Origin of the sequence: Aeromonas sp. R2-1, from assembly GCF_040908425.1 — a bacterium.
GTDB classification, from domain to species: Bacteria; Pseudomonadota; Gammaproteobacteria; order Enterobacterales; family Aeromonadaceae; genus Aeromonas; species Aeromonas caviae.
The window spans coordinates 237,093-261,222 of record NZ_JBFODR010000007.1 but is presented as its reverse complement, the minus strand read 5'-3'; the positions used below and the strand labels follow the sequence as shown (position 1 = coordinate 261,222).

Below are 24,130 nucleotides of genomic sequence, written 5' to 3'. Positions count from 1 at the left end.
CCCGCACTGACGTTGATGCCTTGCAGAGCCAGTTCTTGCGCGGCCCGCAGCGGGCCATGGGTTGGTCTGGTGAGGGAGTAATCGAGGATGGCCTGCTCAATCTCGGGAGCGACCCGGTTGGGATGCGCCCCTTTGCAGCCGGGGAGTTTGTCGAGCAAGCCCTCAGCCCCATAGGTCTGGTAGTTACGGCGAATCTCGTAGAACTGCTGGCGGCTGTAGCCGATGAGCTTGCAGGCTTTGCTGACGTTATTAAGCTCTTTGGCGAGCTCTAGCAGGCTGAGTTTACGACGTGCTACTTTCTCGTTGGTGGTCATACGGTGACTCCGGATAATACGGTAGGGGTACCGTTTTGTTATCCGGTTTGAAGCCGTATGACCACTCCCTTTTGTGGGCAACTGTCAGGTGAATACCATCTCCATACATATCGTTTTCCAATCAGGAAAACTCACCGAGCCGGTCGCTTGGCACCATTCCCTTTGGCCGCAGGCTTGCCGCCTTGAGTGGCAGGTTTGGCACCCGGCTTGGCAGAGCCGGCACGGGTCGGCGCCTTGCCCTTGTGGGCTGGTTTGCCAGCGGGTTTACCCTGACTTGCGCCCTGCCCAGCACCCTGTGCGGCAGACTTGCCGTTGCCAGCCCCTTTCTGGAGCTGGGATCCCACCGGCTTGCCATTGCCCGCCTTGCCGCCCTTGCTGGCGGCAGGGGTGTCGTTGCGAGCCTTGCCTTGCGAGGCGGCCGCTGCGCCCTTACCGCCAGCCGCCTTGTTGCCAGCCCCATTGCTGCGCTGATGGGTGATGGCACTGTGACGGGTCAGGGCGGGCTTGAGGCCCTTGCTGCGGCTGCGCTCGGCTTTGGCTTCACCACGGCCTTCCGGCGGCACCAGGCAGTCGGGGCCGTTGCCGATGAGGTGACCCTTGCCCATCTCCAGCAGGGCTTCGCGGATCATCGGCCAGCCGGCCGGATCGTGATAGCGCAGCAGCGCCTTGTGCAGGCGACGGCGACGCTCCCCTTTCACCACGAACACGTCCCCGCCCTGGCGACTCACCTTGTTGAGGGGGTTTTTCTCGGTGTAATACATGGTGGTGGCGTTGGCCAGCGGCGACGGGTAGAAGTTCTGCACCTGATCGAGCTTGAAGCGGTTTGCTTTAATCCAGAGCGCCATGTTCACCATGTCTTCATCCGTGGTGCCTGGATGGGCGGAGATGAAATAGGGGATCAGGTACTGCTGCTTGCCCGCCTCTTTGGAGTACTTGTCGAACAGCTCCTTGAAGCTGTAGTAGCTGCCCATGCCCGGCTTCATCATCTTGGAGAGCGGGCCCTCCTCGGTGTGTTCCGGCGCGATCTTGAGGTAGCCGCCGACGTGGTACTTGGCCAGCTCCTTGATGTAGCGCGGATCTTCCACCGCGATGTCGTAGCGCACGCCGGAGGCGATCAGGATCTTCTTGATGCCCTTGAGATCGCGCGCCTTGCGATAGAGGTTGATGGTCGGGCTGTGGTCGGTGTCCATGTGCGGACAGATGGTCGGCCAGACGCAGGAGGCGCGGCGACAGGTCTGCTCGGCCTTGGGGCTCTTGCAGCGCAGCTTATACATGTTGGCGGTGGGGCCGCCCAGATCCGAGATGACGCCGGTAAAGCCCGGCACCTTGTCGCGGATCTCTTCGATTTCTTTCAGGATCGACTCTTCCGAGCGGCTCTGGATGATGCGCCCCTCGTGCTCGGTGATGGAGCAGAAGGAGCAGCCGCCGAAGCAGCCGCGCATGATGTTGACCGAGGTCTTGATCATGTCGTAGGCCGGGATCTTCTCGTTGCCATAGGCCGGGTGCGGCACCCGCTGGTACGGCAGGCCGAACACCCCGTCCATCTCATCGGTTTCGAGCGGGAAGGCGGGCGGGTTGACCCAGATGATGCGATCGCCGTGAGCCTGGGAGAGCGCGCGGGCACAGCCCGGGTTGGTCTCGTGGTGCAGGATGCGGGACGCATGGGCGTAGAGCACCTTGTCCTCCTTCACCCGCTCGAACGCCGGCAGCTTGACATAGGTCTTCTCCCACGGTTTTTGCTTAGGGGGTTGTACCAGGATGGGCTTGGCTTCCTGCTCCACTGGCGCGGTGCCTTCGTCATCGCTGCAAGGCGCCCCTTCCATATAGGGGTTGGGGATGGGATCGATGCGGCCAATCTGGTCGAGCTTGCTCGAATCCACCCCGCGCCAGCCCGGCAGCGGCTCTTTGCGGATGACGGCGGTGCCGCGAATGTCCTGCATGGTGTCGATGGTCTCGCCGCCTGCGATGCGGTGAGCCACCTCCACCAGCGGCCGCTCGGCGTTGCCGTAGATGAGGATGTCGGCCTTGGCGTCGATCAGGATGGAGCGGCGGATGGTCTCGGACCAGTAGTCGTAATGGGCGATGCGGCGCAGGGATGCCTCGATGCCGCCGATGACCACCGGCACCTCTTTATAGGCCTCTTTGCAGCGCTGGGTGTAGACCAAGGTGGCGCGATCCGGCCGCTTGCCGCCCACATCCCCCGGGGTGTAGGCGTCGTCGTGGCGCAGTTTCTTGTCGGCGGTGTAGCGGTTGATCATGGAGTCCATGTTGCCCGCCGTCACCCCGTAGAAGAGGTTGGGCTTGCCCAGGCGCATGAAGTCATCCTTCGATGACCAGTCCGGCTGGGCGATGATGCCGACCCGAAAACCCTGGGATTCGAGCATGCGGCCGATCACCGCCATGCCGAAGCTCGGGTGATCCACGTAGGCGTCGCCTGTCACCAGCACGATGTCGCAGCTGTCCCAGCCGAGCTTGTCCATCTCCGCGCGGGACATGGGCAGGAAGGGCGCCGTGCCGTAGCACTCGGCCCAGTAACGGGGATAGGAGAAGAGGTTGGTAACCGGCTGCATTTTGACCACCTGGAACAATTCGGGTCGCGCATTATACCGGCAGAGCAAGGCGGGGGCGACGGCTTTTTGCCCCTACAGAACGCGAGGGGAAGGGGCGCCTTCGAGCGGGCGCGACAGGTCGGCGTGACAGACTCAGATCTCATCAACAAGCAGGGCGCCCATTGGCGCCCTGCTTGCTGTCATCCGGGTCGGCACGCTAGGCCGCCGGTTTGTCCCGCCCCTCGGGGGCCCCCGGCACCGGGGAGGGGCTGGCCGAGGTTGCCGTGGCCAGTACCTCGTCCACCAGTCGGTCCCGCGCCCCCGTCATCCCCGCGCGTCTGGCGATCAGGTGATAGATGGCGGGCACCACCAGCAGGGTCACCAGGGTCGCGAGCGACAACCCGAAGAAGACCACGGTCCCCACGGCCATCCGGCTCTCGTACCCCGCCCCCATGGAGAGCATCAGGGGCACGGCGCCGATGATGGCGGTGAGCGAGGTCATCAAGATGGGGCGCAGGCGGCGCACCGACCCCTTGATGATCGCCTCCTCGAACCCTTCACCCCGCTGGCGCAGCTGGTTGATGAACTCCACGATGAGGATGCCGTTCTTGGTCACCATGCCGATGAGCATGATCATGCCTATCTGGCTGTAGATGCTGAGCTCCTGCCCCGTGAGCCAGAGGCCGAGCAGGCCGCCGAAGATGCCGAGCGGCACCGTCATCATCACCACCGCCGGGGTCAGCAGGCTCTCGAACTGGGCCACCAGCACCAGATAGACCACCAGCAGGGCCAGGCCGAACACCAGTGCCATCTCCCCCTGATTGTCGCGATAGTCCTTGGACTCGCCGGCATAATCCACCGACATGCCGGTGGGCAGGTGATCTGCGGCCCAGCCATCCAGGAAGTCGAGCGCCTCCCCCAGGGTGTGGCCGGGGGCCACGTCCGCGGTGAGGGTGACCGCCTTCTGGCGCTGGTAGTGATTGAGGCGCTGGGGACTCGCCACCTGGGTGACGGTCGCCAGGGTGGAGAGGCTCACCATCTCGCCGCTCGCGGCCTTCAAATAGATGCGGCTGATGTCGGAGATGCCGTTGAACTGGGTCTGGTTGGCGCGCAGGTAGACATCATACTCCTCGCCCCTGTCCACATAGGTGGTCTGGCTGACGCCGCCGAGCAGGGCCTGCAGGGAGCTTGCGATGGTGGAGACCGGAATGCCGAGCTGGGTGGCTCGCTCCCGCTCTATGGTCACCTGCAGCTCCGGGGTCTTCTCGGCATAGTCGAGATCCGGGCTCTGCATCAGCCCGCTCCGGGCCGCCGCCTCCTTGAGCGCCAGCCCCTGCTGGTTGAGCTCGCCGTAATCGGAGCCTTGCAGCACGAACTGCACCGCCGCGGTGGAGCCGCCTCTGAACCCCGGCTGGAAGGTGCGGATCATCACGTCGGGGATGCCGGCGAGGCGACCGCTCAGGGAGCGGCCAAACTCGGTGGCCGTTTCGTCCCGCACCGCCCAGTCGCTGAGCTGGATGATGGCCATGCCGGTCTGATCGCCACCACGCCCGAAGGCCGGGGTGCTGAAGCTCATGGCCTGCACCACCCCCTTGCCGAGCAGCGGCAGGATGGCGGCCTCCACCTGCTGCATGTTGCGCTTCATCCGCTCGATGCTGGTGCCCTCCGCCCCTTTCACGAACACATAGAGCACGCCCCTGTCCTCGGTCGGGGTAAGGCTCGCGGGCAGCTTGCCAAAGAGGGCGCCAATGCCGCCGAGGCAGAGCAGCAACACCAGGGGCATCCAGACGGCACGGCGCAGCACGGCCCCCAGCACGCGGCGATAACGCTCCTCCACCCAGCCAAGTCCCTTGTCCAGGGTGGCGGTCAGGGCGTTGGGTTTGTCCACGGCACGCATCAGCCAGGAGCCCATGGCCGGGGTCAGGGTGAGCGCCACCAGGGAGGAGAAGAGCACGGCCAGGGAGAGCAGGATGGCGAACTCGGTGAAGAGGCGCCCCACCATGCCGTCCATGAAGGCGATGGGCACGAACACCATCACCAGCACGGCGGTGGTGGCGATGACGGCAAAGCCCACCTCCCGGGTGCCGTGCCAGGCCGCCATCAAGGGGGACTCGCCCCGTTGCAGGTGGTGGTGGATGTTCTCCACCACCACGATGGCGTCATCCACCACCAGGCCGATGGCGAGGATGAGGGCCAGCAAGGTGATGAGATTGATGGAAAAGCCCAGATACCAGGCACCGATGAAGGCCGAAATCAGGGAGACGGGGACCGTGATGGCGGGGATGAGCGTGGTGCGCCCCTGCCCGAGGAAGAGATAGAGCACGGCGACTACCAGCAGGGCGCAGATGGCGAGTGTCTCGTATACCTCGTCGATGGCCTGCTTGATGAAGATGGTGGAGTCGTAGTCGACCTCAAGGGTGGCCCCTTCCGGCAGGAAGCGCTGCATCTCCACGAGCTTCTTCTCGATGCCCTGGGCCACCGCCAGGGGATTGGCGGTGGACTGGGCGACGATGCCAATCCCCAGGCTCTCGCGGCCGTTGCGCTGATAGGCGCTGTCTTCGTTCTTGGCCCCCACCTCCACATCCGCAATGTCCGCCAGATAGATGCTCTGACCATTGGTGGCGGTTTTGACCGGCAGGGTGCGAAAATCTTCCGCACTGTGATAGAGCCGTGCGATCTGCACCGCCATGGTCATGGTGTTGTTGCGGATCTCGCCGCCCGGCAGCTCGATGTTCTCCCGCTTGAGGGCATCCTGCACGTCGGCCACCGTGATGCCGCGGGCCGCCATGTCGGCGGGGCGCAGCCGCACGTACATCACCTGGGTCAGGTCCCCGGAGAGAGACACCTCGCTCACTCCATCCACCAGGCTCAAGGGGTCCACCAGCATGCGATTGGCGTAATCCGTCATGGCGGTACGGTCCATCTGGGTGCTGCTGAAGTTGAGCCAGATGGCCACATCCCCGTTGCCGTTGTCCTTGGTCACCATGGGCTCGTCCGCCCCGTCTGGCAGCTTGGGTCTGGCCCGGGAGATGGCGTCACGCACGTCGGAGGTGCCCTCCAGCATGTTCCAGCCGAGCTTGAACTCCACCGTGATGGAGGAGCGCCCCTTGCGGGTCACCGAGTTGATGTTCTTGATGCCGCTGATGCCGGAGAGCTGATCCTCGATGGGCTTGGTGACCTGGCTCTCCATCACCTCGGGGGCCGCCCCCTCATAGGTGGTGGTGATGGAGACGGACGGAGTCTGCACATCCGGCATCTCCCGCACGGTGAGTTTGCTGAAGGCCACCAGGCCGAACACGGTGAGCAGGGCGCTGATGACCACCGCCACCAGGGGACGGCGTACTGAGATATCGGAGAGCCACATCAGCCTTTCACCTCGCCCAGATCACGTACCTGGGCGCCGTCGCGCAGATTGACCAGCCCCTCCACCGCGATGCGATCGCCGACGTTCAACCCCTTGAGCACCCAGACGGCCTCGCCATGGGTGTCGCCAAGCTCCACCAGCACGCGCTTCACCCGTCCGTCCGCCTCCAGGCGATAGACGAAGCGCTGCTCGCCGGCATACTCCACCGACTGGGCGGGGATCAGGGTCATCTTCTGGGGTGGCAGAGAGAGATCCACGTTCATCAGCATGCCGGGACGCAGCTGGCCACCGGTGTTGGGCAGGATGACGCGGGCCTTGATGTTCTGGGTGTCGCTGGAGATCCGGCTGTCGAGGGTCTCCAGCACGCCGGAAAAGGATTGATCCGGCCAGGCCGAGCTGGTTGCCGTCACCGCCATGCCGGGGCGCAGCAGGGAGAGGTAGCGCTCGGGCACCGCCAGATCGAGCCGCAGTTTTGCCAGCTCGTCCAGATGCAAGAGCACGTCGCCGCTGTTGACCAGGGCTCCTTCGCTGAGATCGATGAGGCTGACGGTGCCGTCGAAGGGGGCCGCCAGGGTGCGCAGGGAGAGCTCGTAACGGGCCGCATCGACCCGGGCCTGGGCCTGGGCAACAGTCGCCTCCTGCCCCTCCAGCTCCGAGGTGGTGACGGCGCCTCGCGCCACCAGCTTGCGCATGTCCCGCAGCTTGCGAGCCTCGTCGCGCACGCTGGCGCTCTGCTCGGCCAGCTCCGCCTGCTGCTTGCCCGCATCCAGGGCGATCAGGGTCTGCCCCTGTTTGACCTGCTGGCCGGAACTCACCGCGATGGTGGCAATGCGGCCGGTCACCTCGGGGCTGATGGCCACGGAGCGATTGGCCGCAAGCTTGCTCACCAGTTTGATGGAGGGCTCGGCCAGGCTCTGCCTGACGGTTTCGGCCCTGATGTTGATCTCTCTTGGTACAGGCTTGCTGGCGGGTTCAGCCTGCCGCAGATGCCAGGCGCCCGCCGCCAGCAATAGAAGAAGAGGGGAAAGCCACAGCCACACGCGCGTTTTCATCACAAGATCCATGCAGTCAAAGAGAGAGGAAGAAGAGATAGCTTCATCAAGGATGGCACCATGTTACCCCCTGACTATGCCGTGACTATGTATAAATGTGACAAAACGTAACAGTCCGGTGAGAAGATCATCAAAAACGCATCTTGTCGGCACGCGCGTCAGGGTTCTGCCTTACACTGATGCCGACTCTCGCCATCTTCCGGTACGCCCATGTCCATTCCCTCCCCCGCCTTTGCCAGATACCGATTGCAGTGGCTGCTGCTGGGCCTCGGCCTGCTGCTGTTGCTGCTCGCCCTGCAACATGCGTTTCGCCAGGTTACCGAGATAAACAAGCGTGACACCATCAACGCCGCGACTCAGCTCAGCAGCCAGCACCAGCGGATGGAGACCTTCCTTGAGGCCATGCGCGGCCAGGCGGAGGAGCGCCTGCGCAGCAATCCCCAGTCCGTGCTCTCTCGCCAGCTCTATCAGGCGCTGCAATCCGACGGGGAGCACGGCATCAACCTGGATCGCATCCCCGTCGATCTGCCCCCCGCCCTCATCGGCAACCTGACCGGGCAGGGCCCGCTGCCCCATGACGGCAGCGAGCGGCAAGCCAGAATACATCTCGCCCTCAGCCTCTCCCCCCTGCTCGCCACGGCCAGCAAGCTGCTGGACAGGGACGTGGCCTGGATCTACTTCACCGGTACGGACAATTTCATCTACCTCTATCCCTGGGTGCCATCCAGCCAGTTTCGCTTCGATCCCGTGATTTACAGCAAGGCCTACTGGCAGGAGGCGATGGCCAGGTATCCCCACCTGGAGCACGCCATGCTCTCGCGCCCCTACCAGGATTTTGCCGGACGGGGGCAGATGATCACCCTCTCCCAGCCCATTACCCAGGGCGGCCAGATCATTGGCCTGCTCAGCATCGACATCCAGACCGTCACGCTGGCGCAGACCCTGCACCGCCTCGCCCCCCGGATTGGTACCCTGTTCCTGCTCAACGCCCATCAGCAGATCCTCGCCAGCAGTCAGTCCGGTACCGCGCCGCCCCCGGTCAGGACGGCGCAGTCAGCGGAATATGAGTGGCAACAGGGCGCCTTGCAGCTCGTCTATCCCATCCCGGAAACACCGCTCTCCCTCATCCATCGCATCCCGCTGCTGCCTCTGCTGCAGACGCTGTTGTGGCAATCGGCGACGGCGCTCATCACCATTCTCTGTCTGGTGGTGGCGACCGTCTCCAGCCTGCGTGCCCAGCGCCTCAACCGGCGCCTCAACTACCTGTCACGCCACGATGCCCTGACCGGCGCCTTCAACCGCCACTACTTCGATGCCTTCGAACACCGCCAGGCCCTGGCAGGCCGCCAACGCATCGGCGCCATCATGTTTGACTGCGATCACTTCAAACAGGTCAACGACCGTTTCGGCCACGGGGTGGGCGATCAGGTCCTCATCCGTCTGGTGCAGCTCTGCCAGTCCCTGCTGACACGGGAGTGCCACCTGATCCGCTGGGGCGGCGAGGAGTTCCTGCTGCTCGTCGCCGATGAAGCGATCCCTCTGGCCCCCTTGGCCGAGCGGCTTCGTCTGTGCATAGCAGAGCATCCCTGGAGCGCCATCGCGGCCGAGTTGAAGGTGACCGTCAGCCTGGGCCACTGTCGCCAGTCACCGGCCATCTCCTTGCAGGAGGTGATCCGCCGCGCCGATATCGCCCTCTATCAGGCCAAGGCCAACGGCCGCAATCGCAGCGAAGCGTGGCGGGATGACGGACAGGATAAGCCGGAGTAAGCTGGACTCCCACTTCATGTCAGGAGACGCAACTGTGTCACGAAAACCCCGTCTGGGATTGGCCCTGGGCAGCGGTGCGGCCCGAGGATGGGCCCACATCGGCATCATCCGTGCCCTGGAGCGACTGGGCGTCAAGCCGGATCTGGTGGCTGGCTGCTCCATCGGCAGCTTTGTCGGCGCCGCCTATGCCGCTGGTGAACTGGACAAGCTGGAGAGCTGGGTGCGCGGCTTCAGCCGCCTGCAGGTCATGGGGCTGCTCGATCCTGCCCTCTCCGGCGGCCTGTTTCGCGGTGACAAGGTATTTGGCATCGCCGCCGGCCATCTGGGGGATCCCGCCATCGAAAGCCTGCCGCTGCCCTTTGCCTGCGTCGCCACCGAACTCGATACCGGTCGCGAGATCTGGTTGCAGGAAGGACCGCTTCGCCAGTGTGTGCGCGCCTCCTGCGGCATGCCCGGCCTGCTCACCCCGACCCGGGTGGAGGATCGCTGGCTGGTGGACGGGGCCGTGGTCAACCCGGTCCCCATCTCCCTGGCCCGCGCCATGGGAGCCGAGGTGGTGATCGCCGTCAACCTCAACACCGACATGCACCAGCCCTGGACCGACGAACCGGACGAGCCCGTGCAGGGGGGGCTGCTCAGCCAGTGGTTGAACCGGGGCGAACGCGAACCCAGTACCCCCGGCATGTGGGGGGTAATGACGGGCTCCATCAACATCATGCAGGAGCGCATCACCCGTGCCCGGATGGCCGGGGATCCCCCCGAGATCCAGCTCTGCCCGCGCCTTGGCAACCTCTCCATCATGGATTTCCACCGCGCGAGCGACGCCATCGACGAGGGGGAAGCCTGTGTCGAGCGCAACCTGGAGCAGCTCAAGGAGGAGCTGTCACGACTCTGCCTGATATGAAGACATATCGGGGTAAAAGACAAAAAGAGCGCCAATAGGCGCTTTTTTGTTTCGGGTTACGCGGCTCAGAACAGCCCCAGCCCCTTGAGCATCACCACCAGGATCAGCAGCGGCGACACATAGCGGATGATGAAAAACAGGGGCCTGAGGATGGGCAGCGCCAGCTTGCCTCCATTGGTCAGCGCCGTCGTCATCCGCTCGAAGCCCCAGACCCAGCCCACAAAGAGGCAGAGGAAGATGCCGCCAAGGGGCATCAGCACGTTGGAAGAGACGAAATCGAACAGATCGAAGAAGGTTTTCCCGTCAACCTGCACATCCGCCAGCGTGCTGCTCGAGAGCGCACAGGTCGAGCCGACCGCCCCCAGCACCAGCAGGTTGATCAGGGTCGCCCTTGTGCGGCTCATGTGAAAGCGCTCGGAGAGCACCGAGACTGGCACCTCCAGGATGGAGAGCATGGCCCCGGTGGCTGCGATGGCGGAGAGCACGAAGAAGAGCACCATGAAGAGGTGGCCGAAGGGGATGCTGGCAAAGACCGCGGGTATGGTGATGAACAGCAGGGAGGGGCCTGCGCTCGGCTCGAAGCCAAAGGCAAAGACAGCCGGGAAGATGGCGATCCCCGCCAGCATGGAGACGAAGAGATCCGCGCACATCACCCGTACCGTGGTGAGAGGGATGTGCTGATCATCGCGAAAATAGCTGCCATAGGTCATCATGCAGCCCATCCCGATGGAGAGCTTGAAGAACGCCAGCCCCATGGCCGTCAGCACGACGCCTGCGGTCACCTTGGAGAAATCCGGCGAGAACAGGAAATGCAGTCCTTCGCTCGCTCCGGGCAGAGTCAGGCTGCGCACGCCTATCACCAGCAGCAGGATGAAGAGCAGTGGCATCAACCGCTTGGTGACCGCTTCGATCCCCCTGGAGACCCCCATCAGCAAGATCCCCCCCATCAGGGCCAGCACCAGCCACTGCCAGAGCAGACTCTGCAAGGGATCCGTGATGAGCGAATTGAAGGCAGCACCCGTGACGGCGGGATCGGTGGAGAGGATCTCGCCGCTGGCCGCCTTGAAGATGTAGGCAAACACCCAGGCCGCCACCTCGGAGTAGAACGACATGATGAGGAAGGCCGCGCTCACCCCCATGGCGGCGATCAGCCACCAGGGTTGCCCCTTCGGAGCCAGCTTGATGAGCCCGCTGACCGCATCCGTCCTGGCCTCGCGCCCCAGCATGATCTCGGAGATCATCACCGGCAATCCCACCAGCAGGGTGGCGATGACATAGACCAGCAGAAAACCGGCGCCACCGTTCTCACCGGTCAGATAGGGAAACTTCCAGATATTGCCGAGCCCGACGGCAGACCCCAGGGTCGCGGCCAGCACGCCAAAGGTGCTGGTAAACCCATCTCTGGCTTTGGTAATGGATTGGCTCATCGTTGTCTCGCTGTGTGGATCACCGCCTGAATTAAAAGGGTCGGAGTGTTCCGTGGATTAATCCAGCCCGACAAGATGATTTAGTGAAAATCGCCGTTGACCGCACACAACCCATTATTTAATTAAATAATCATCCATTTTGACAAATAAAAAATGCCGCCTCGAGGGCGGCATTTTTATCAAGGTTGAACTGAATCAAGCCTTGGCAATATCGTCCGGACCGATCTGGCCGATTTCGGCGACTTTCTTGTCAGCCAGCAGCCAGAGGGTGAACTTGTGCAGATCGGGGTGGTGGGCCAGGGCAACCAGGAAGGCGCCTCCGACTTCACGGTAACCCAGTTCATAGTTCTTCAGGGTGGTTGGGGGGACGCCCAGCAGATCGGCAAACTTGGGACGGCTCAGGCCTACCGCTTCGCGGATCTGACGGATCTTCTTGCCAACAGTTACGATATTTGAATTCATGTGTTCCATACTCCGTTCGGCGGATTGACTCCACCTTTATTTTTCGCGACGACTCGTAGTCAAGTGTATCAGTTTTGAACGGACTCGTTATGGTCGAGCCTCTATCTATAATCAGCGTCTTTCGACGACAACCCTTCACAAACCTCGGGGATGGTAATCGCTGCGTCGCCTCAGGTAAACAGTCTCGAAAAGAAACCTTTCTTGTTGCCCGGCCATCCCTCGTATAATTCGCCGGTTATTTCCAAGAGAGTCATCAACATGGCATTTCCCGGCATCATTTCCCGTCTTCATTCCGACCCGGACTCCCTCCCCCGTCAGCTCGCCCAGGGTCTGCAGACCCGGGCCGAAGCGTTCTGGCTGCCCATGGCCATGCAGGGGGACGCCGCCACCGTGCTGGCGGCCCTCCCGGACAGCTGCAGCCTCTATCTTGAAGGCCAGGCAACGCTTCCCCTGCGCAGCCACGACGGCGTCGTGGCAGAAAGCGGCACCCTGGCACTGGGCAATGGTCACACGATGACGCTGGCCAGGGAGAAAGGCGATGGCGGCATCGTGCCGGAAGAAAGCCTCGCCGAGATGGCCCAATGGCTGGAAGCGGGTCATCGGCACTTCATCTGCTCCACCGCCGTCCAGCCCGTGGCGCGGGCCATCCTCAACATCTGGCCTCTCGATCCCTACCTCGCCCGTCACTTCTTGCTCAGTTTCACACCCTTGCTGTGCGAAGCAACCGAGGCGGACTATCTTGCGGTCCTCTCGGTCAGGGCGGGTGACGCCATCCCGCGGCACGCTTGGGCTGAGGCTTATATGAAGCTTGAGAAGAAACTGCATCGCGCCTACTTGGATCACTAATAAATCCCAAGAAACAGCCAGTTATCCCTACGACACAATTTGCCCCATCCCTTATCTGTGAGCTTGATCATGTTTTGAAATGGGCATAAAGTGCGCCACGTCATCGGAATGACGTCGGCTGTTCGTGGCGGAGTATGCATTGTCGACAGTGCAACCCGCACACTTGTGCACCCAGATACGTGCCTCCTGGATGGATCTAGGATCCCTGTTCGCACCAACGTCGTTGGTCGACAGAGCCAGCAGCTTACATAAATTACAAAGTGCGAAGCACGTGAACAACGTGCCATCTCAACGAGGATTATTTTATGATGAAAATGGCTCCTTCCCTGATCGCCATCGCTATGGCCACCATGGGTGCAACTGCAGCTCACGCCGCTGACGACATCTACTTCGGCGCCGGTGTTGGTGCAACTCACTTCAACGGTCTGAACAAGATCGAAGGCGTGAACGTTGGCGAAGAAGATGCGGCTGCTGCCAATGCCTTCGTTGGTTACAACTTCAACGAATACTTCGGTTCCGAGCTGGGCTACCAGTACACCGGCCGTGGCAACACCGACGGCAACCGTTACGAGAGCCAGGGTGCCACCCTGTCCGGTATCGCTCGTCTGCCGCTGGGCAACGATTTCTCCCTGTTCGGTGAAGCTGGCGCCTACTGGGGCCACACCGATGGTCTGGGCACCAGCGATACCAAAGTATCCCCGCTGGCCGGTGCCGGTGTGACCTACAAGGTCAACGACGCGCTGGATCTGCAAGCTCGCTACCGCTACATGTGGGACGTGGCTGACCTGCACGCCGACAACGTACGCTACAAGTCCAACCAGAGCGTTGCGACCCTGGAAGCCGTTTACCACCCGTTCCGTACTTCCTACGTAGCGCCTGCTCCGGCCCCGGTTGTTGAAGAAGCACCGGCCCCGGCTCCGCAAATCGTTGAGAAGAACTTCGCCCTGAACTCCGACGTGCTGTTCGCCTTTGGCAAAGACAGCCTGAAGGCCGAAGGCGTGCAAGCCCTGAACGCTCTGTACCAGCAAATCGTTGAGTTCCAGCCGAAAGACGGCAACGCCGTTGTTGTTGGTTACACCGACCGTATCGGTTCCGACGCTTACAACCAGAAGCTGTCTGAAGCTCGTGCCCGCACCGTTGCCAACTTCCTGGTCAGCAAGGGTATGGCTGCCAGCAAGGTTGCTATCGAAGGTCGCGGCGAAGCCAACCCGGTCACCGGCACCAAGTGTGACGGCGTCAAGGCCAAGGCTCAGCTGATCTCCTGCCTGGCTCCGGACCGTCGCGTAGAAGTTCGCGTATCCGGCGTACAAGAAGTTCAAAAGTAATCTGACTTCGCTCAGGTAACGTAAAAAAGGGGATGCCACGGCATCCCCTTTTGCTGTCTCTCTCCTCCCCCCAGCGACACTCTCTGTCTCACCTTTTCTCCCCTTTACCCCCGTATTGCGGCCCCGCGACACCGGTGTCGGCGCTGCATATCTGTGCAGAAACTTGATCACGCTGATTCAAAAGAATACAGTAGCAACGCTTGTAAGACATTGGATGAACTATTAAAAGTGCTCAGTGCCCGGTTAGTTGTCCATGGAGAAACAGCTTCATGAGAATCCAGGTTTCCATCCATTTTTTATTCAAGCCGTCCGTGATCCGCTCACGGTGTCGCACATGAAGTGTCATCTGCGACCGGTATAACAAAGAGTGCGCAGTACGCCCATAGCACGGCAACTCAACGAGGATAAAACGATGAAAATGAAAATGGCACCAACCCTGATTGCTCTGGCCATTGCAGCCATGGGAACCACCACCGCTCAGGCGGCCGACGACTGGTACACAGGTATGGGTGCAGGTTGGGCCTATGGCCACGACCTGGATACCTTCGGCCAGGATGCTGACAAGGACGCCACCGCGCTCTCCCTGTTCGGCGGTTACAACTTCACCGAGAACTTTGCCGCCGAGCTCGGCTATCTCTATGCCGGCAAGGCTGGCGTCGATGGCGTCGACTTCAAAACCCAGGGTGCCACCCTGTCCGGTATCGCACGCCTGCCCATGAATGACATCTTCTCCGTCTTCGCCGAAGGGGGTGCCTACTTCAACCACGTCAACGGCAACGGCCAGAGCGACAACGGCACCTCGCCGCTGGCGGGTCTGGGTCTGACTGCCAAGCTCTCCGACCTTATCGACCTGCAGGCCCGCTACCGCTACATGTGGGATCTGGGTGACGATCAGAAAACCTGGAAAACCGACATGAGCGTCGCCACCCTGGAACTGGTGATGCACCCGAACCGCACCACCTATGTGGCACCGGCCCCGGCACCGGCTCCCGAGCCGGTTCCCGAGCCTGTCATGGTCGACAAGAACTTCTCCCTGAGCTCGGACGTGCTGTTTGCCTTCGGCAAATCCACCCTGAAGCCGGAAGGGGCTGCTGCGCTCAACACCCTGTATCAGCAGATCGTCGACGTCCAGCCGAAAGATGGCAGCGCCGTGGTGGTGGGTTACACCGACCGCATCGGCTCCGATGCCTACAACCTGAAGCTGTCTGAAGCCCGTGCCCGCACCGTGGCCGACTTCCTGGTTGGCAAGGGTCTGCCGGCTGGCAAGGTTTCCATCGAAGGTCGTGGTGAAGCCAACCCGGTCACCGGCACCCAGTGTGACGGCATCAAGGCCAAGGCTCAGCTGATCGCCTGCCTGGCACCGGATCGCCGCGTCGAAGTGCGCGTCACCGGCGTACAGGAAGTGCAGCAATAAGGGGACAACCACCTGTTGCAAAAAGGGGCCATTCCGGCCCCTTTTTTAATGCCCGGACGGCACCGCCAGCGCGGGCAGCCCACCTGCCTGTCTCACCGATTTTCCATACAGATGCGTCACTTAAATGGTTAATGCGCTCACATCGCCTATACATAATGTTGGCTATACATAGCAAAGGGCTGGGAGCCCTATAACACCCAACATCGACGAGGATACGCGATGAACATAAGACTGAAACCTGTGTGGATTGCATTGGCATTGGCGACGAGTGCCGCCCAGGCGGCACCTGTTCACGACTGGTATGTGGGGGCTGGGGGTGGCTGGGCCTTTGCCCATGACATCGATGATTTCAGCAAGGACGTCGGCAAGGACGCGACCGCCATCAACGCCTTTGTCGGCTACAACTACAACGAGAATCTGGGGGCAGAGCTCGGCTACCTCTCCACCGGTGACTGGGATATTGCCGGCCAGGACTTCAACAGCAAGGGGGCCACCCTGTCGGTCATTGGCCGTTTGCCGCTCGGGGACATCTTCTCTGTCTTTGCCGAAGGGGGCGGTTATCTCTATCACGTCGACTCCGTCAACGGGGGAGATGACAACCTGGCTCCCCTGGCGGGTCTGGGCCTGACCGCCAGACTGAGCGACTGGGTAGACATCCAGACCCGCTACCGCTACATGGTGCGAGTCGGGGACGATCCTGACAACGACAAGGTGGGCAGCGGTACCAAACGCTGGGTCAGCGACATCAGTACCGCCACCATCGAGCTGGTGCTTCACCCCAATCGCACCGTCGCCGCAGTGCCGGTGGCCGCGCCTCTGGTCGTGGCACCGCCGCCCCCGGCTCCCGAGCCGGTGGATCAGACCTTCAACCTGAGTTCGGATGTGCTGTTTGCCTTTGGCAAGGCGGAGCTCAAACCGGAGGGGATGCAGGCACTCGACGCCCTCTACCAGCAGATCGTCGACGTCAAACCCAAGGATGGCAACGCCATGGTGATGGGCTACACCGACCGCATCGGCTCGGATGCCAACAACCAGGCACTGTCGGAGGCCCGTGCAAGCACGGTCGCCAACTTCCTGATTGGCAAGGGGCTGCCCGCAGACAAGGTGAGCATCCAGGGCAATGGCGAGAGCAACCCGGTCACTGGCACCCAGTGTGATGCCATCAAGGCCAGGGCTGCCCTCATCGACTGCCTGGCCCCGGATCGCCGGGTCGAAATCCGGGTCACCGGTGTCAGCAATCCCGCCGAGCCCGCCCCCGCCGAGCAACCGGCACAATAACCTCCTCTTCCTTCACAGCCGTGCACAAAAAAGGGATGCCGAGGCATCCCTTCTGCATGTCTGTCCCCTTGGGATCAGAAGGAAGTACGACGATAGCGGCGGTACTCGGGGCGCCAGAAGTTCGCCTCGATGGCCTGATCGATCACATCATCGGGGGTCTGCACCGCCTTGCCCTGCAACATGGCGGTCTTGGCCACCATCTTGGCGATGTAGCGGGAGACCTGATGGATGTCCGCCAGATCCGGCAGCAAGGAGCCCTCTTCCCCCTTCACCAGGGGTGAACAATCCGCCAGGGCACGGCTGGCCGACATCAGCATGGCATCGGTCACCCGGTTGGCACCGGAGGCGATCACCCCAAGGCCGATCCCCGGGAAGATGAAGGAGTTGTTGCACTGGGCGATGACGTAGCGCTTGCCCTTGTACTCCACCGGTGCGAACGGGCTGCCGGTGGCGACCAGCACCTGGCCGTCGGTCCAGCGAATGAGATCCGCCGGGGTGGCTTCCACCCGGGAAGTGGGGTTGGAGAGCGGGAAGATGATGGGACGGGCACAGTGCTTGTGCATGGTCTTGACCACCTCTTCGGTGAAGAGGCCGGGCTGGCCGGAGACCCCGATCAGGATGTCCGGGCGACCGTGCTCCATCACCTCCAGCAGGGAGATGTTGTCCCCCACCGGCCACTCCTTGATCCGCTCGACCGGCTGGGAGAGCTTGCGCTGGAAGTCGAGCTGGTTGGGGATCTTGTCGGTGATGAGACCGAATCGGTCCACCATGAAGACCCGGCCCCGCGCCTCGGCGTCGGTCAGCCCTTCGGCCTTCATCTGCGCCACGATCTGCTCGGCGATGCCACACCCGGCACTACCCGCCCCGAGGAAGGCGACCCGCTTCTCGGAGAGCTTGGCACCGGAGGCCTTGCAGGCGGCGATGAGGCTGCCCAGGGTCACCGCAGCGGTCCCCTGAATGTCATCGTTGAAGCAGCACAGCTCATCCTTGTAGCGGTTGAGCAGCGGGGTGGCATTGCCCTGGGCGAAATCCTCGAACTGCAGCAGGATGTCCGGCCAGCGGCGCTTGACCGCCTGGATGAAGGCATCGACGAACTCGTCGTACTCTTCGCCGGAGATGCGCGGATGGCGCCACCCCATGTAGAAGGGGTCGTTCAGCAACTGCTGGTTGTTGGTGCCCACGTCCAGCACCACCGGCAGGCAGTAGGCCGGGGAGATGCCGCCACAGGCGGTGTAGAGGGAGAGCTTGCCGATGGGAATGCCCATGCCGCCGATGCCCTGATCCCCGAGGCCCAGGATGCGTTCGCCATCGGTGACCACGATCACCTTGACGTTCTGCTTGGTGGCGTTTTGCAGCATGTCATCGATCCTGTCCTTGTCCGGATAGGAGATGAAGAGGCCGCGGGCGCGGCGATAGATGTTGGAGAACTCCTCGCACGCCTTGCCGACCGTCGGGGTGTAGATGACCGGCAGCATTTCGGTGAGGTGGTTGTTCAGCAGGCGGTAGAAGAGCGTTTCGTTGGTATCCTGGATGTTGCGCAAATAGATGTGCTTGTCCATGTCGTTGCCAAACGCCATGAACTGGCGATAGGCACGCTCTGCCTGCTCTTCGATGGTTTCGATGTTCTGGGGCAGCAGACCCTCCAGATTGAAGCTGCTGCGTTCTTCGCTGGTGAAGGCGCTGCCCTTGTTGAGCAACGGCGTCTCCAGCAGGGCTGGACCTGCGTAGGGAATGTAGAGGGGACGTTTCTGATTATTATCTTCAAACATGGATCTGTACCTTGACTGTGTGGCCCGTCGATCCTATGGGCTTGAGCCAACAATTTCAAAGGGTTTGCACCTCCCTTGCGAAAGGTTTGCGACCCAGTCGACGAAAGGCCCCCGGAGTCTGACCCGTCAGGCGGCGAAAACGGTTGGCAAAGTTGGCGCCGTCGCTGTATCCGACCCGGGCCGCCAGCTCGGCCAGCGGCCAGTTGGTGTAGAGCAGCAACTGGCGCGCCTTGTTCATGCGAAGCCCGGTGAGCCAGGCCATGGGGCCCATGCCGAACACCTGCTGGCAGAGCCGGTGCAGATGGGGTACCGAGCAGGCCATCTGGTCGGCCAGCAGGGCCACGCTCCAGGGCTCGTCCAGACGTGCCTCCACCCGCCGAAACAGCGCCTGTAGCCGCAGCTCCGGCGTGCCGCGCACCTCCCCCTGCAGGGTTCGCTCCAAGAGCGCCAGCAGCAGGCTCAGCAGCTGGGGCTGGAGTGGCGAACGTATTCCCTCCCCCTGCATCAGGCTGAGCAGGTGGTAGAGCTGCTCCCCCTCCTCCCCCTGCCAGATGCGATGGCCAAGCCGGTGCAGATGCTGCCAGCGAGGCACGTCGTCCAGCAGGATCCAACTGGTATGCCAGGCTTCCCCCACCAGCCTGAGGCCCCCCGGCACGGCGGCCGGGAGAAAGACCAGGGCTCCCGCCGGGATGGGCTGCTCCCCGCCATCGGTGAGCAGGGCGCCCCCCTCGTCATGGCTCACCATCAGGATGTGAAACTCCGGTCGGTTGCGGCGGATAAGGTAGTGCTCCCGTATCGTCGAGAGGCCGGTCAGGAAGACGCCCGCCTCCCCAAGCAGGGGCAGCCCTTCGCGTCCCAGCATCCGCTCTTCGCAGGCCGGGGCGATTTCCAGACACTCGCTGATAAATGGCATAGCACCTCAACAGGATAGTTTTGCACAAGAAAGCCGAGAGGGGCTCACAGTGAAACCTCCCGATATCACCCCTATCATACCCACGACAAACCCTGATTTTTACCAACCCGGTTAACATAAATGAATTATTGGCAAGCGATTTTAAAACAAACCACCGATCGCGAGTTCATGACGCGACTGTGGCGACTGGCCCTGCCGGTTTCGCTGCAATCCATGATGTTCTCCCTGCTCGGCCTCATCGACATCATGATGGTGAGCCAGCTCGGCACCACGGCTGTGGCGGCGGTCGGCTTGGGCAACCGGGTCTTCTTCTTCAATCTGCTGGTGATAGCGGGGCTCTCGGGCGGGGTCTCGGTGTTGGCAGCACAATATTTCGGCCGTGGCGAGATGGCCGGGGTGCGACGCTCCCTGGCCCTGGCCCTGGTGGGCGCTCTGGCGGTGAGCCTGCCCTTTGCCCTCGTCTATGTGCTCTCACCGGGCAGCGTGCTCGGGTTTGCCAGCCAGGAGCCCGCGCTGCGCGAGCTGGCCGACGAGTTCCTGATGATCACCGGCGCCACCATCCTCTGCACCGCCGTGGTGGTGCCCCTGGAGTCGGCCCTGCGCTCGGTGGGCAATGCCGCGGCACCGACCCGCATCGGCATCATCGCCATCATCGCCAACGTCATCCTCAACTATGCCCTCATCTTCGGCCATTTCGGCGCCGAGGCCATGGGAGTAGCCGGTTCCGCCTGGGGCACCACCCTGTCGCGCCTGCTGCAGACAGCGCTGCTGCTTGCCTATGTGTGGCGTGCCGAGCCCCGTCTCATCCCGCGCAAGCAAGACTGGCTCGCCGCCTTCAGGCGCAAGGAGGTGGTGCGCTTCACCCTGATCGCCCTGCCGCTGTTGCTGCACGACGGGCTCTGGGCCTTCGGCATGCTGCTCTACGGCTTCCTCTACGCGCACCTCGGCACCGACGCCCTGGCCATCATGACCACCCTCGGCACGCTGGAGAGCATCCTCATCTCCCTCTTCTTCGGGCTGGCGGTGGCCTGCTCCACCCTGCTCGGCCACCGGCTCGGGGCCGAGGAGTATGACGAGGCCTGGCAGCACTCCCAGCTCTTCCTGCTGCTGGCCCCCGTCGGCGCCCTGCTGGTGGGGACCGCCGTCTGGCTGATGCAGGGCAGCCTGCTGCAATGGGTCGGCAACCTGCCGGGCGAGCTGATGACTGAGGCCGGCCAGGTGCTCGCCATCATGTGTCTGGGCATGCTGCTCAAGGTGTTCAACATGGTGGGGATCGTCGGGGTGCTGCGCTCGGGGGGGGACGTCAACTACAGCATCTTCATCGACATCGTCGGCATGTGGTGCATCGGCCTGCCGCTGGCCTGGGTGGCGGTCAGCCTGCTGGGCTGGCCCCTCTCCTGGGTGGTGGCGGTGGTCCTGCTGGAGGAGCTCTCCAAGGTGCTGCTGGTGCAGCGCCGCATTCGCCAGCGCCGCTGGCTGCGCAATCTGGTGCTGGGATAAGGGAAGAGCGCAAAGCGGGAAAATGCGGGGTCATATCAATGACAGAAAATCCCGCTTTGCAGTATGCTGGCCCCCTCTTCAATCAGAGGCGGGGTGCGCCGGCCATGCCGACCCTTGTGCCCCTGCCCAGTAGTCGTTTAAGGAGACGAGCATGCAACCACAAAAAGAGCGGATCACCGAGACTGCCCTGCTGGAGATGGCCAACAAGATCATTCGTGAACACGAGGACTTCATCCACGGCATGCGCGCCGACTCGGTGGAGCAGAAGGGGGACATTCTGGTGTTCAAGGGGGAGTTCTTCCTGGCAGAGGACGGCACCCCGACCGGCAAGACCATGGCGGTGTTCAACATGTTCAAGCTGCTGGCCCAGCAGCTCTCCGGCAAATACACCCTGGCCTGACGCCAGCCCCGTCATCACCGGATGCCGCCCTCAGGCGGCATCCGTTTTTGTGCGCCCTGCATCGCCCGCGGGCTTCCCTGCCTCGGCCACCACGCAGTTGCGACCCGCCATCTTGGCCATGTAGAGGCACTCGTCCGCCCGGTTGAGCAGCACCTCCACCCCCTCGCCACGCTGGGCCAGGGTCAGACCGATGCTCACCGTCACCTCCAGCAGCTCGTCGGAGGTGGGGCTTTTCACCAACCTCGCCTCCACCGCGACCCGCAGCCGCTCCGCCACCCGCTTGGCCTGTGCCAGATCCGTGCAACCGGGCAACAGGATGGCAAACTCCTCCCCGCCGTAACGCCCGAGCACCATGCCGGGCTCCAGCTGCTCCGACAGGGTGGCCGCCACCTCCTTGAGCACCGCATCCCCCGCCAGATGGCCGAAGGTGTCGTTGATGCGCTTGAAGCGGTCCAGATCCAGCAGCAGCACCGCGAAGGGAGCCTGTTTGCGGATCATGGCGGCCCTCGCCTTCTCGAGCTGCTTCATCAGCAGGCGGCGGTTCATCATGCCGGTCAGCTCGTCCGTGGTGGATTCCCGATAGAGTTGCAGCAGCATGTTGAGCTGGCCGCACTGCACCCAGGCGCTGGCGATGGCAAAGAGCCCCAGCAGCCAGACCTGGTTGAGGGTCTGCACGCTCCAGAGGGGCTGGCCCACCAGCAGCCAGTTGCCCGCCAGCATGGTGGCCAGAATGCCCCCCGCCAGTTGCAGGCTGAGGGAGAGGGGAATGGGGAAGATGGCGAACAGACTGATGAGCAGATAGGGGAAGGCCATGTAGCCCGCCTGCATCTCCTGATCCGCGCCGAAGCTGTGCAGGCAGATGAGGGAGAAGAGCATCATCACCGCCATCAGGTAGCCCAGCGCCAGCTTCATGCGCTCGCGCTTGAAGTGGATGAGATAGGAGAGGGGGATGAGGGGCGAGAGGGCCAGCAGGCAGAAGATCCTGACCTGGAACAGCGCCTCGAACTGGATGGCTGGCAGGGTCAGCCAGTCCACCAGGGCCCAGCTCGGGAGCCCCGCCATCAGCAGACAGGTGAGCAGCCGCAGCCGCACCGTCATGAAGCCCATCCGGGTCAGGGTAAAATCTTCGGAGTGGGCGCGGGCACTCCAGAACTCCGACAGCTTCAGCATCCAGAGTCTCCATCTTCGAACCGAGGGCTCATTCTACACCGTCCCCATCCTGATGCATCAGCCTCCCTCCCCTTTGTGAGGGATCGGTCTCACACAAACCGGCGGATCTTAATCGCCACAGGAAAACGTTTCAACCCATCAGGAAATAAACGAGTTTGCGCTCAATTAGCGCTGGAAAGCGCGATGCCAATCACTAAAATAGCGCCCAATTTTCTCCCCTCCCCCCACACATTCGAGGTATTTATGGAACAGGCTGCCGCCCCAAGCGCCATCCGAGAGGCCCATCCCCCCAGGCGAGCCCACAGCGAACTGGTCTACGGCATCGAGGATGTCCCCCCCCTGCCCCAGACCCTGTTCGCCGCCCTGCAGCATATGCTCGCCATGTTTGTCGCCATCATCACCCCGCCCCTCATCATCGCCAATGCCCTCGGCCTCCCCGCCGACGACACCCGCTACATCGTCTCCATGTCCCTGGTCATGTCCGGCATCGCCTCCTTCATCCAGACCCGCCGTTTCGGCCCCCTCGGTTCCGGCCTGCTCTCGGTACAGGGCACCAGCTTCAACTTCCTCGGTCCCATCATCGCCTCCGGCCTCGCCCTCAAGCAGGCGGCCATGCCCACCGACGATCTGCTGGGCACCCTGTTCGGCACCATGCTGGCAGCGGCCCTCACCATCGTCGTCATGAGCCGCTTCCTGCACCTGGTCAAACGGATCATCACCCCGCTGGTGACCGGCATCGTGGTATTGCTCATCGGCCTGACCCTCATCAAGGTAGGGCTCATCAGCATGGGGGGCGGCTACGGCGCCCTGGCGGACGGCAGCTTCGCCAGCCACACCAACCTCTTTCTCTCCCTGCTGGTGCTCGGCCTCATCGTGCTGATGCAGCGCAGTCGCAACCCCTGGCTGCGCCTCTCCGCCATCATGATCGCCATGCTGGCGGGCTATGCAGTGGCGCTGCTGCTGGGCAAGGTGGCAGCCCCCACCTTCGACGGCCCCCTGGTGATGATCCCTGTTCCGCTGCACTACGGACTCGGCTTTGACTGGCAGCTGTTCGTGCCGCTCGCCATCATCTTCGTGGTGACGGCGCTGGAGGCCATCGGCGACATGACCGCCACCTCCGACATCTCCGGCGAGCCGCTGGAAGGGCCGGTCTACATGGCGCGGATCAAGGGGGGCGTGCTGGCCGATGGTGCCAACTCCATGCTGGCGGCGGTCTTCTCCACCTTCCCCATGTCCACCTTCGCCCAGAACAACGGTGTCATCCAGCTGACCGGGGTGGCCAGCCGCCACGTCGGCCTCTTCATCGCCGCCATGCTGGCCCTGCTCGGCCTGTTCCCGGCGGTGGCGAGCCTGGTGCAACAAATACCTGAACCCGTGCTCGGCGGCGCCACCATCGTCATGTTCGGCACCATCGCCGCCGCCGGGGTGCGCATCATCTCCCGGGAGGAGCTGGACCGCCGCGCCCTGATGATCCTGGCGGTGTCGCTCGCCATGGGTCTCGGAGTGGCCCAGGTGCCCGAGGTGCTGCAACACCTGCCGGAGCTGGCCAGGAGCGTGCTCTCCTACGGCGTCGCCACCGGCGGCCTCACCGCCATCCTGCTCAATCTGCTGCTGCCCAGGCGCGCCGCCGCACAGGCCTGACACTCCGCCATCCTTGCACCAAAGCCCCGCCATGC

18 protein-coding genes are annotated in these 24,130 nt (G+C 62.9%); 9 read left to right on the top strand and 9 right to left on the bottom strand.

What is annotated here, in order from left to right; genetic code table 11:
- The 4 genes from AB5Y80_RS01515 to AB5Y80_RS01500 all read right to left on the bottom strand — a co-directional run.
- A partial coding sequence (locus tag AB5Y80_RS01515; RefSeq protein ID WP_368172442.1) for a helix-turn-helix domain-containing protein occupies positions 1–314 on the bottom strand: 314 nt, incomplete at its 3' end.
- A 131-nt stretch (positions 315–445) separates the two neighbouring features.
- Positions 446–2,884 carry a YgiQ family radical SAM protein gene (locus AB5Y80_RS01510; RefSeq protein ID WP_368172441.1) on the bottom strand — a complete coding sequence of 813 codons (2,439 nt, stop codon included), beginning with the start codon at positions 2,882–2,884 and terminating at the stop codon, positions 446–448.
- Positions 2,885–3,080: 196 nt separating this feature from the next.
- Complete coding sequence (locus AB5Y80_RS01505) at positions 3,081–6,227, bottom strand: efflux RND transporter permease subunit (RefSeq protein WP_368172440.1); 3,147 nt, start codon at positions 6,225–6,227, stop codon at positions 3,081–3,083.
- On the bottom strand, positions 6,227–7,279 hold the full coding sequence (locus tag AB5Y80_RS01500; protein ID WP_368172439.1) for an efflux RND transporter periplasmic adaptor subunit: 1,053 nt from the start codon (positions 7,277–7,279) through the stop codon (positions 6,227–6,229). Before AB5Y80_RS01500 ends, AB5Y80_RS01505 begins: the two co-directional genes overlap by 1 nt.
- Positions 7,280–7,489: 210 nt before the next feature.
- Between AB5Y80_RS01500 and AB5Y80_RS01495 the strand changes: the two genes are divergently transcribed.
- Both AB5Y80_RS01495 and rssA read left to right on the top strand, forming a co-directional pair.
- The gene (locus tag AB5Y80_RS01495) at positions 7,490–9,046 is read left to right on the top strand and encodes a sensor domain-containing diguanylate cyclase (RefSeq protein WP_164883078.1); all 1,557 of its coding nucleotides are present in this window, start codon (positions 7,490–7,492) and stop codon (positions 9,044–9,046) included.
- A 34-nt stretch (positions 9,047–9,080) separates the two neighbouring features.
- Complete coding sequence (gene rssA, locus AB5Y80_RS01490; protein ID WP_041213338.1) at positions 9,081–9,950, top strand: patatin-like phospholipase RssA; 870 nt, start codon at positions 9,081–9,083, stop codon at positions 9,948–9,950.
- A 65-nt stretch (positions 9,951–10,015) separates the two neighbouring features.
- Here rssA and AB5Y80_RS01485 read toward each other — a convergent pair whose 3' ends face one another.
- Together AB5Y80_RS01485 and AB5Y80_RS01480 are read right to left on the bottom strand one after the other, a co-directional pair.
- Complete coding sequence (locus tag AB5Y80_RS01485; protein WP_128318107.1) at positions 10,016–11,377, bottom strand: sodium-dependent transporter; 1,362 nt, start codon at positions 11,375–11,377, stop codon at positions 10,016–10,018.
- 195 nt (positions 11,378–11,572) lie between these two features.
- Entirely contained in the window at positions 11,573–11,839 is a 267-nt protein-coding gene (locus AB5Y80_RS01480; protein WP_010673503.1) for a DNA-binding transcriptional regulator, read from the bottom strand.
- A 258-nt stretch (positions 11,840–12,097) separates the two neighbouring features.
- Between AB5Y80_RS01480 and AB5Y80_RS01475 the strand changes: the two genes are divergently transcribed.
- From AB5Y80_RS01475 to AB5Y80_RS01460, 4 genes are all read left to right on the top strand, one after another.
- Entirely contained in the window at positions 12,098–12,685 is a 588-nt protein-coding gene (locus AB5Y80_RS01475) for a hypothetical protein (protein WP_041214726.1), read from the top strand.
- Between the two features lie 305 nt (positions 12,686–12,990).
- The gene (gene ompA, locus AB5Y80_RS01470) at positions 12,991–14,010 is read left to right on the top strand and encodes a porin OmpA (RefSeq protein WP_010673501.1); all 1,020 of its coding nucleotides are present in this window, start codon (positions 12,991–12,993) and stop codon (positions 14,008–14,010) included.
- A 412-nt stretch (positions 14,011–14,422) separates the two neighbouring features.
- On the top strand, positions 14,423–15,424 hold the full coding sequence (ompA, locus tag AB5Y80_RS01465; RefSeq protein WP_039039303.1) for a porin OmpA: 1,002 nt from the start codon (positions 14,423–14,425) through the stop codon (positions 15,422–15,424).
- A 219-nt stretch (positions 15,425–15,643) separates the two neighbouring features.
- Positions 15,644–16,702: an OmpA family protein gene (locus AB5Y80_RS01460; protein ID WP_042882465.1), complete on the top strand. Its 1,059-nt coding sequence runs from the start codon at positions 15,644–15,646 to the stop codon at positions 16,700–16,702.
- Between the two features lie 74 nt (positions 16,703–16,776).
- Here AB5Y80_RS01460 and AB5Y80_RS01455 read toward each other — a convergent pair whose 3' ends face one another.
- Together AB5Y80_RS01455 and AB5Y80_RS01450 are read right to left on the bottom strand one after the other, a co-directional pair.
- Entirely contained in the window at positions 16,777–18,471 is a 1,695-nt protein-coding gene (locus AB5Y80_RS01455; protein ID WP_039039301.1) for an NAD-dependent malic enzyme, read from the bottom strand.
- Between the two features lie 55 nt (positions 18,472–18,526).
- Positions 18,527–19,384, bottom strand: coding sequence for an AraC family transcriptional regulator (locus AB5Y80_RS01450; RefSeq protein WP_041213342.1), 858 nt, complete (start codon positions 19,382–19,384; stop codon positions 18,527–18,529).
- Between the two features lie 120 nt (positions 19,385–19,504).
- Between AB5Y80_RS01450 and AB5Y80_RS01445 the strand changes: the two genes are divergently transcribed.
- Positions 19,505–20,884: an MATE family efflux transporter gene (locus AB5Y80_RS01445; protein ID WP_041213343.1), complete on the top strand. Its 1,380-nt coding sequence runs from the start codon at positions 19,505–19,507 to the stop codon at positions 20,882–20,884.
- 151 nt (positions 20,885–21,035) lie between these two features.
- Positions 21,036–21,284 (top strand): YciN family protein, encoded by a 249-nt coding sequence (locus tag AB5Y80_RS01440; RefSeq protein ID WP_010673495.1) that lies wholly within the window; start codon positions 21,036–21,038, stop codon positions 21,282–21,284.
- Positions 21,285–21,314: 30 nt separating this feature from the next.
- On the opposite strand, the gene AB5Y80_RS01435 is transcribed toward AB5Y80_RS01440, so the two are convergent.
- Positions 21,315–22,454, bottom strand: a complete 1,140-nt coding sequence (locus AB5Y80_RS01435) for a diguanylate cyclase (protein WP_277856129.1) — start codon at positions 22,452–22,454, stop codon at positions 21,315–21,317.
- 243 nt (positions 22,455–22,697) lie between these two features.
- Between AB5Y80_RS01435 and AB5Y80_RS01430 the strand changes: the two genes are divergently transcribed.
- The gene (locus tag AB5Y80_RS01430; RefSeq protein WP_368172438.1) at positions 22,698–24,095 is read left to right on the top strand and encodes a nucleobase:cation symporter-2 family protein; all 1,398 of its coding nucleotides are present in this window, start codon (positions 22,698–22,700) and stop codon (positions 24,093–24,095) included.
- The last annotated feature ends 35 nt before the right edge of the window (positions 24,096–24,130 follow it).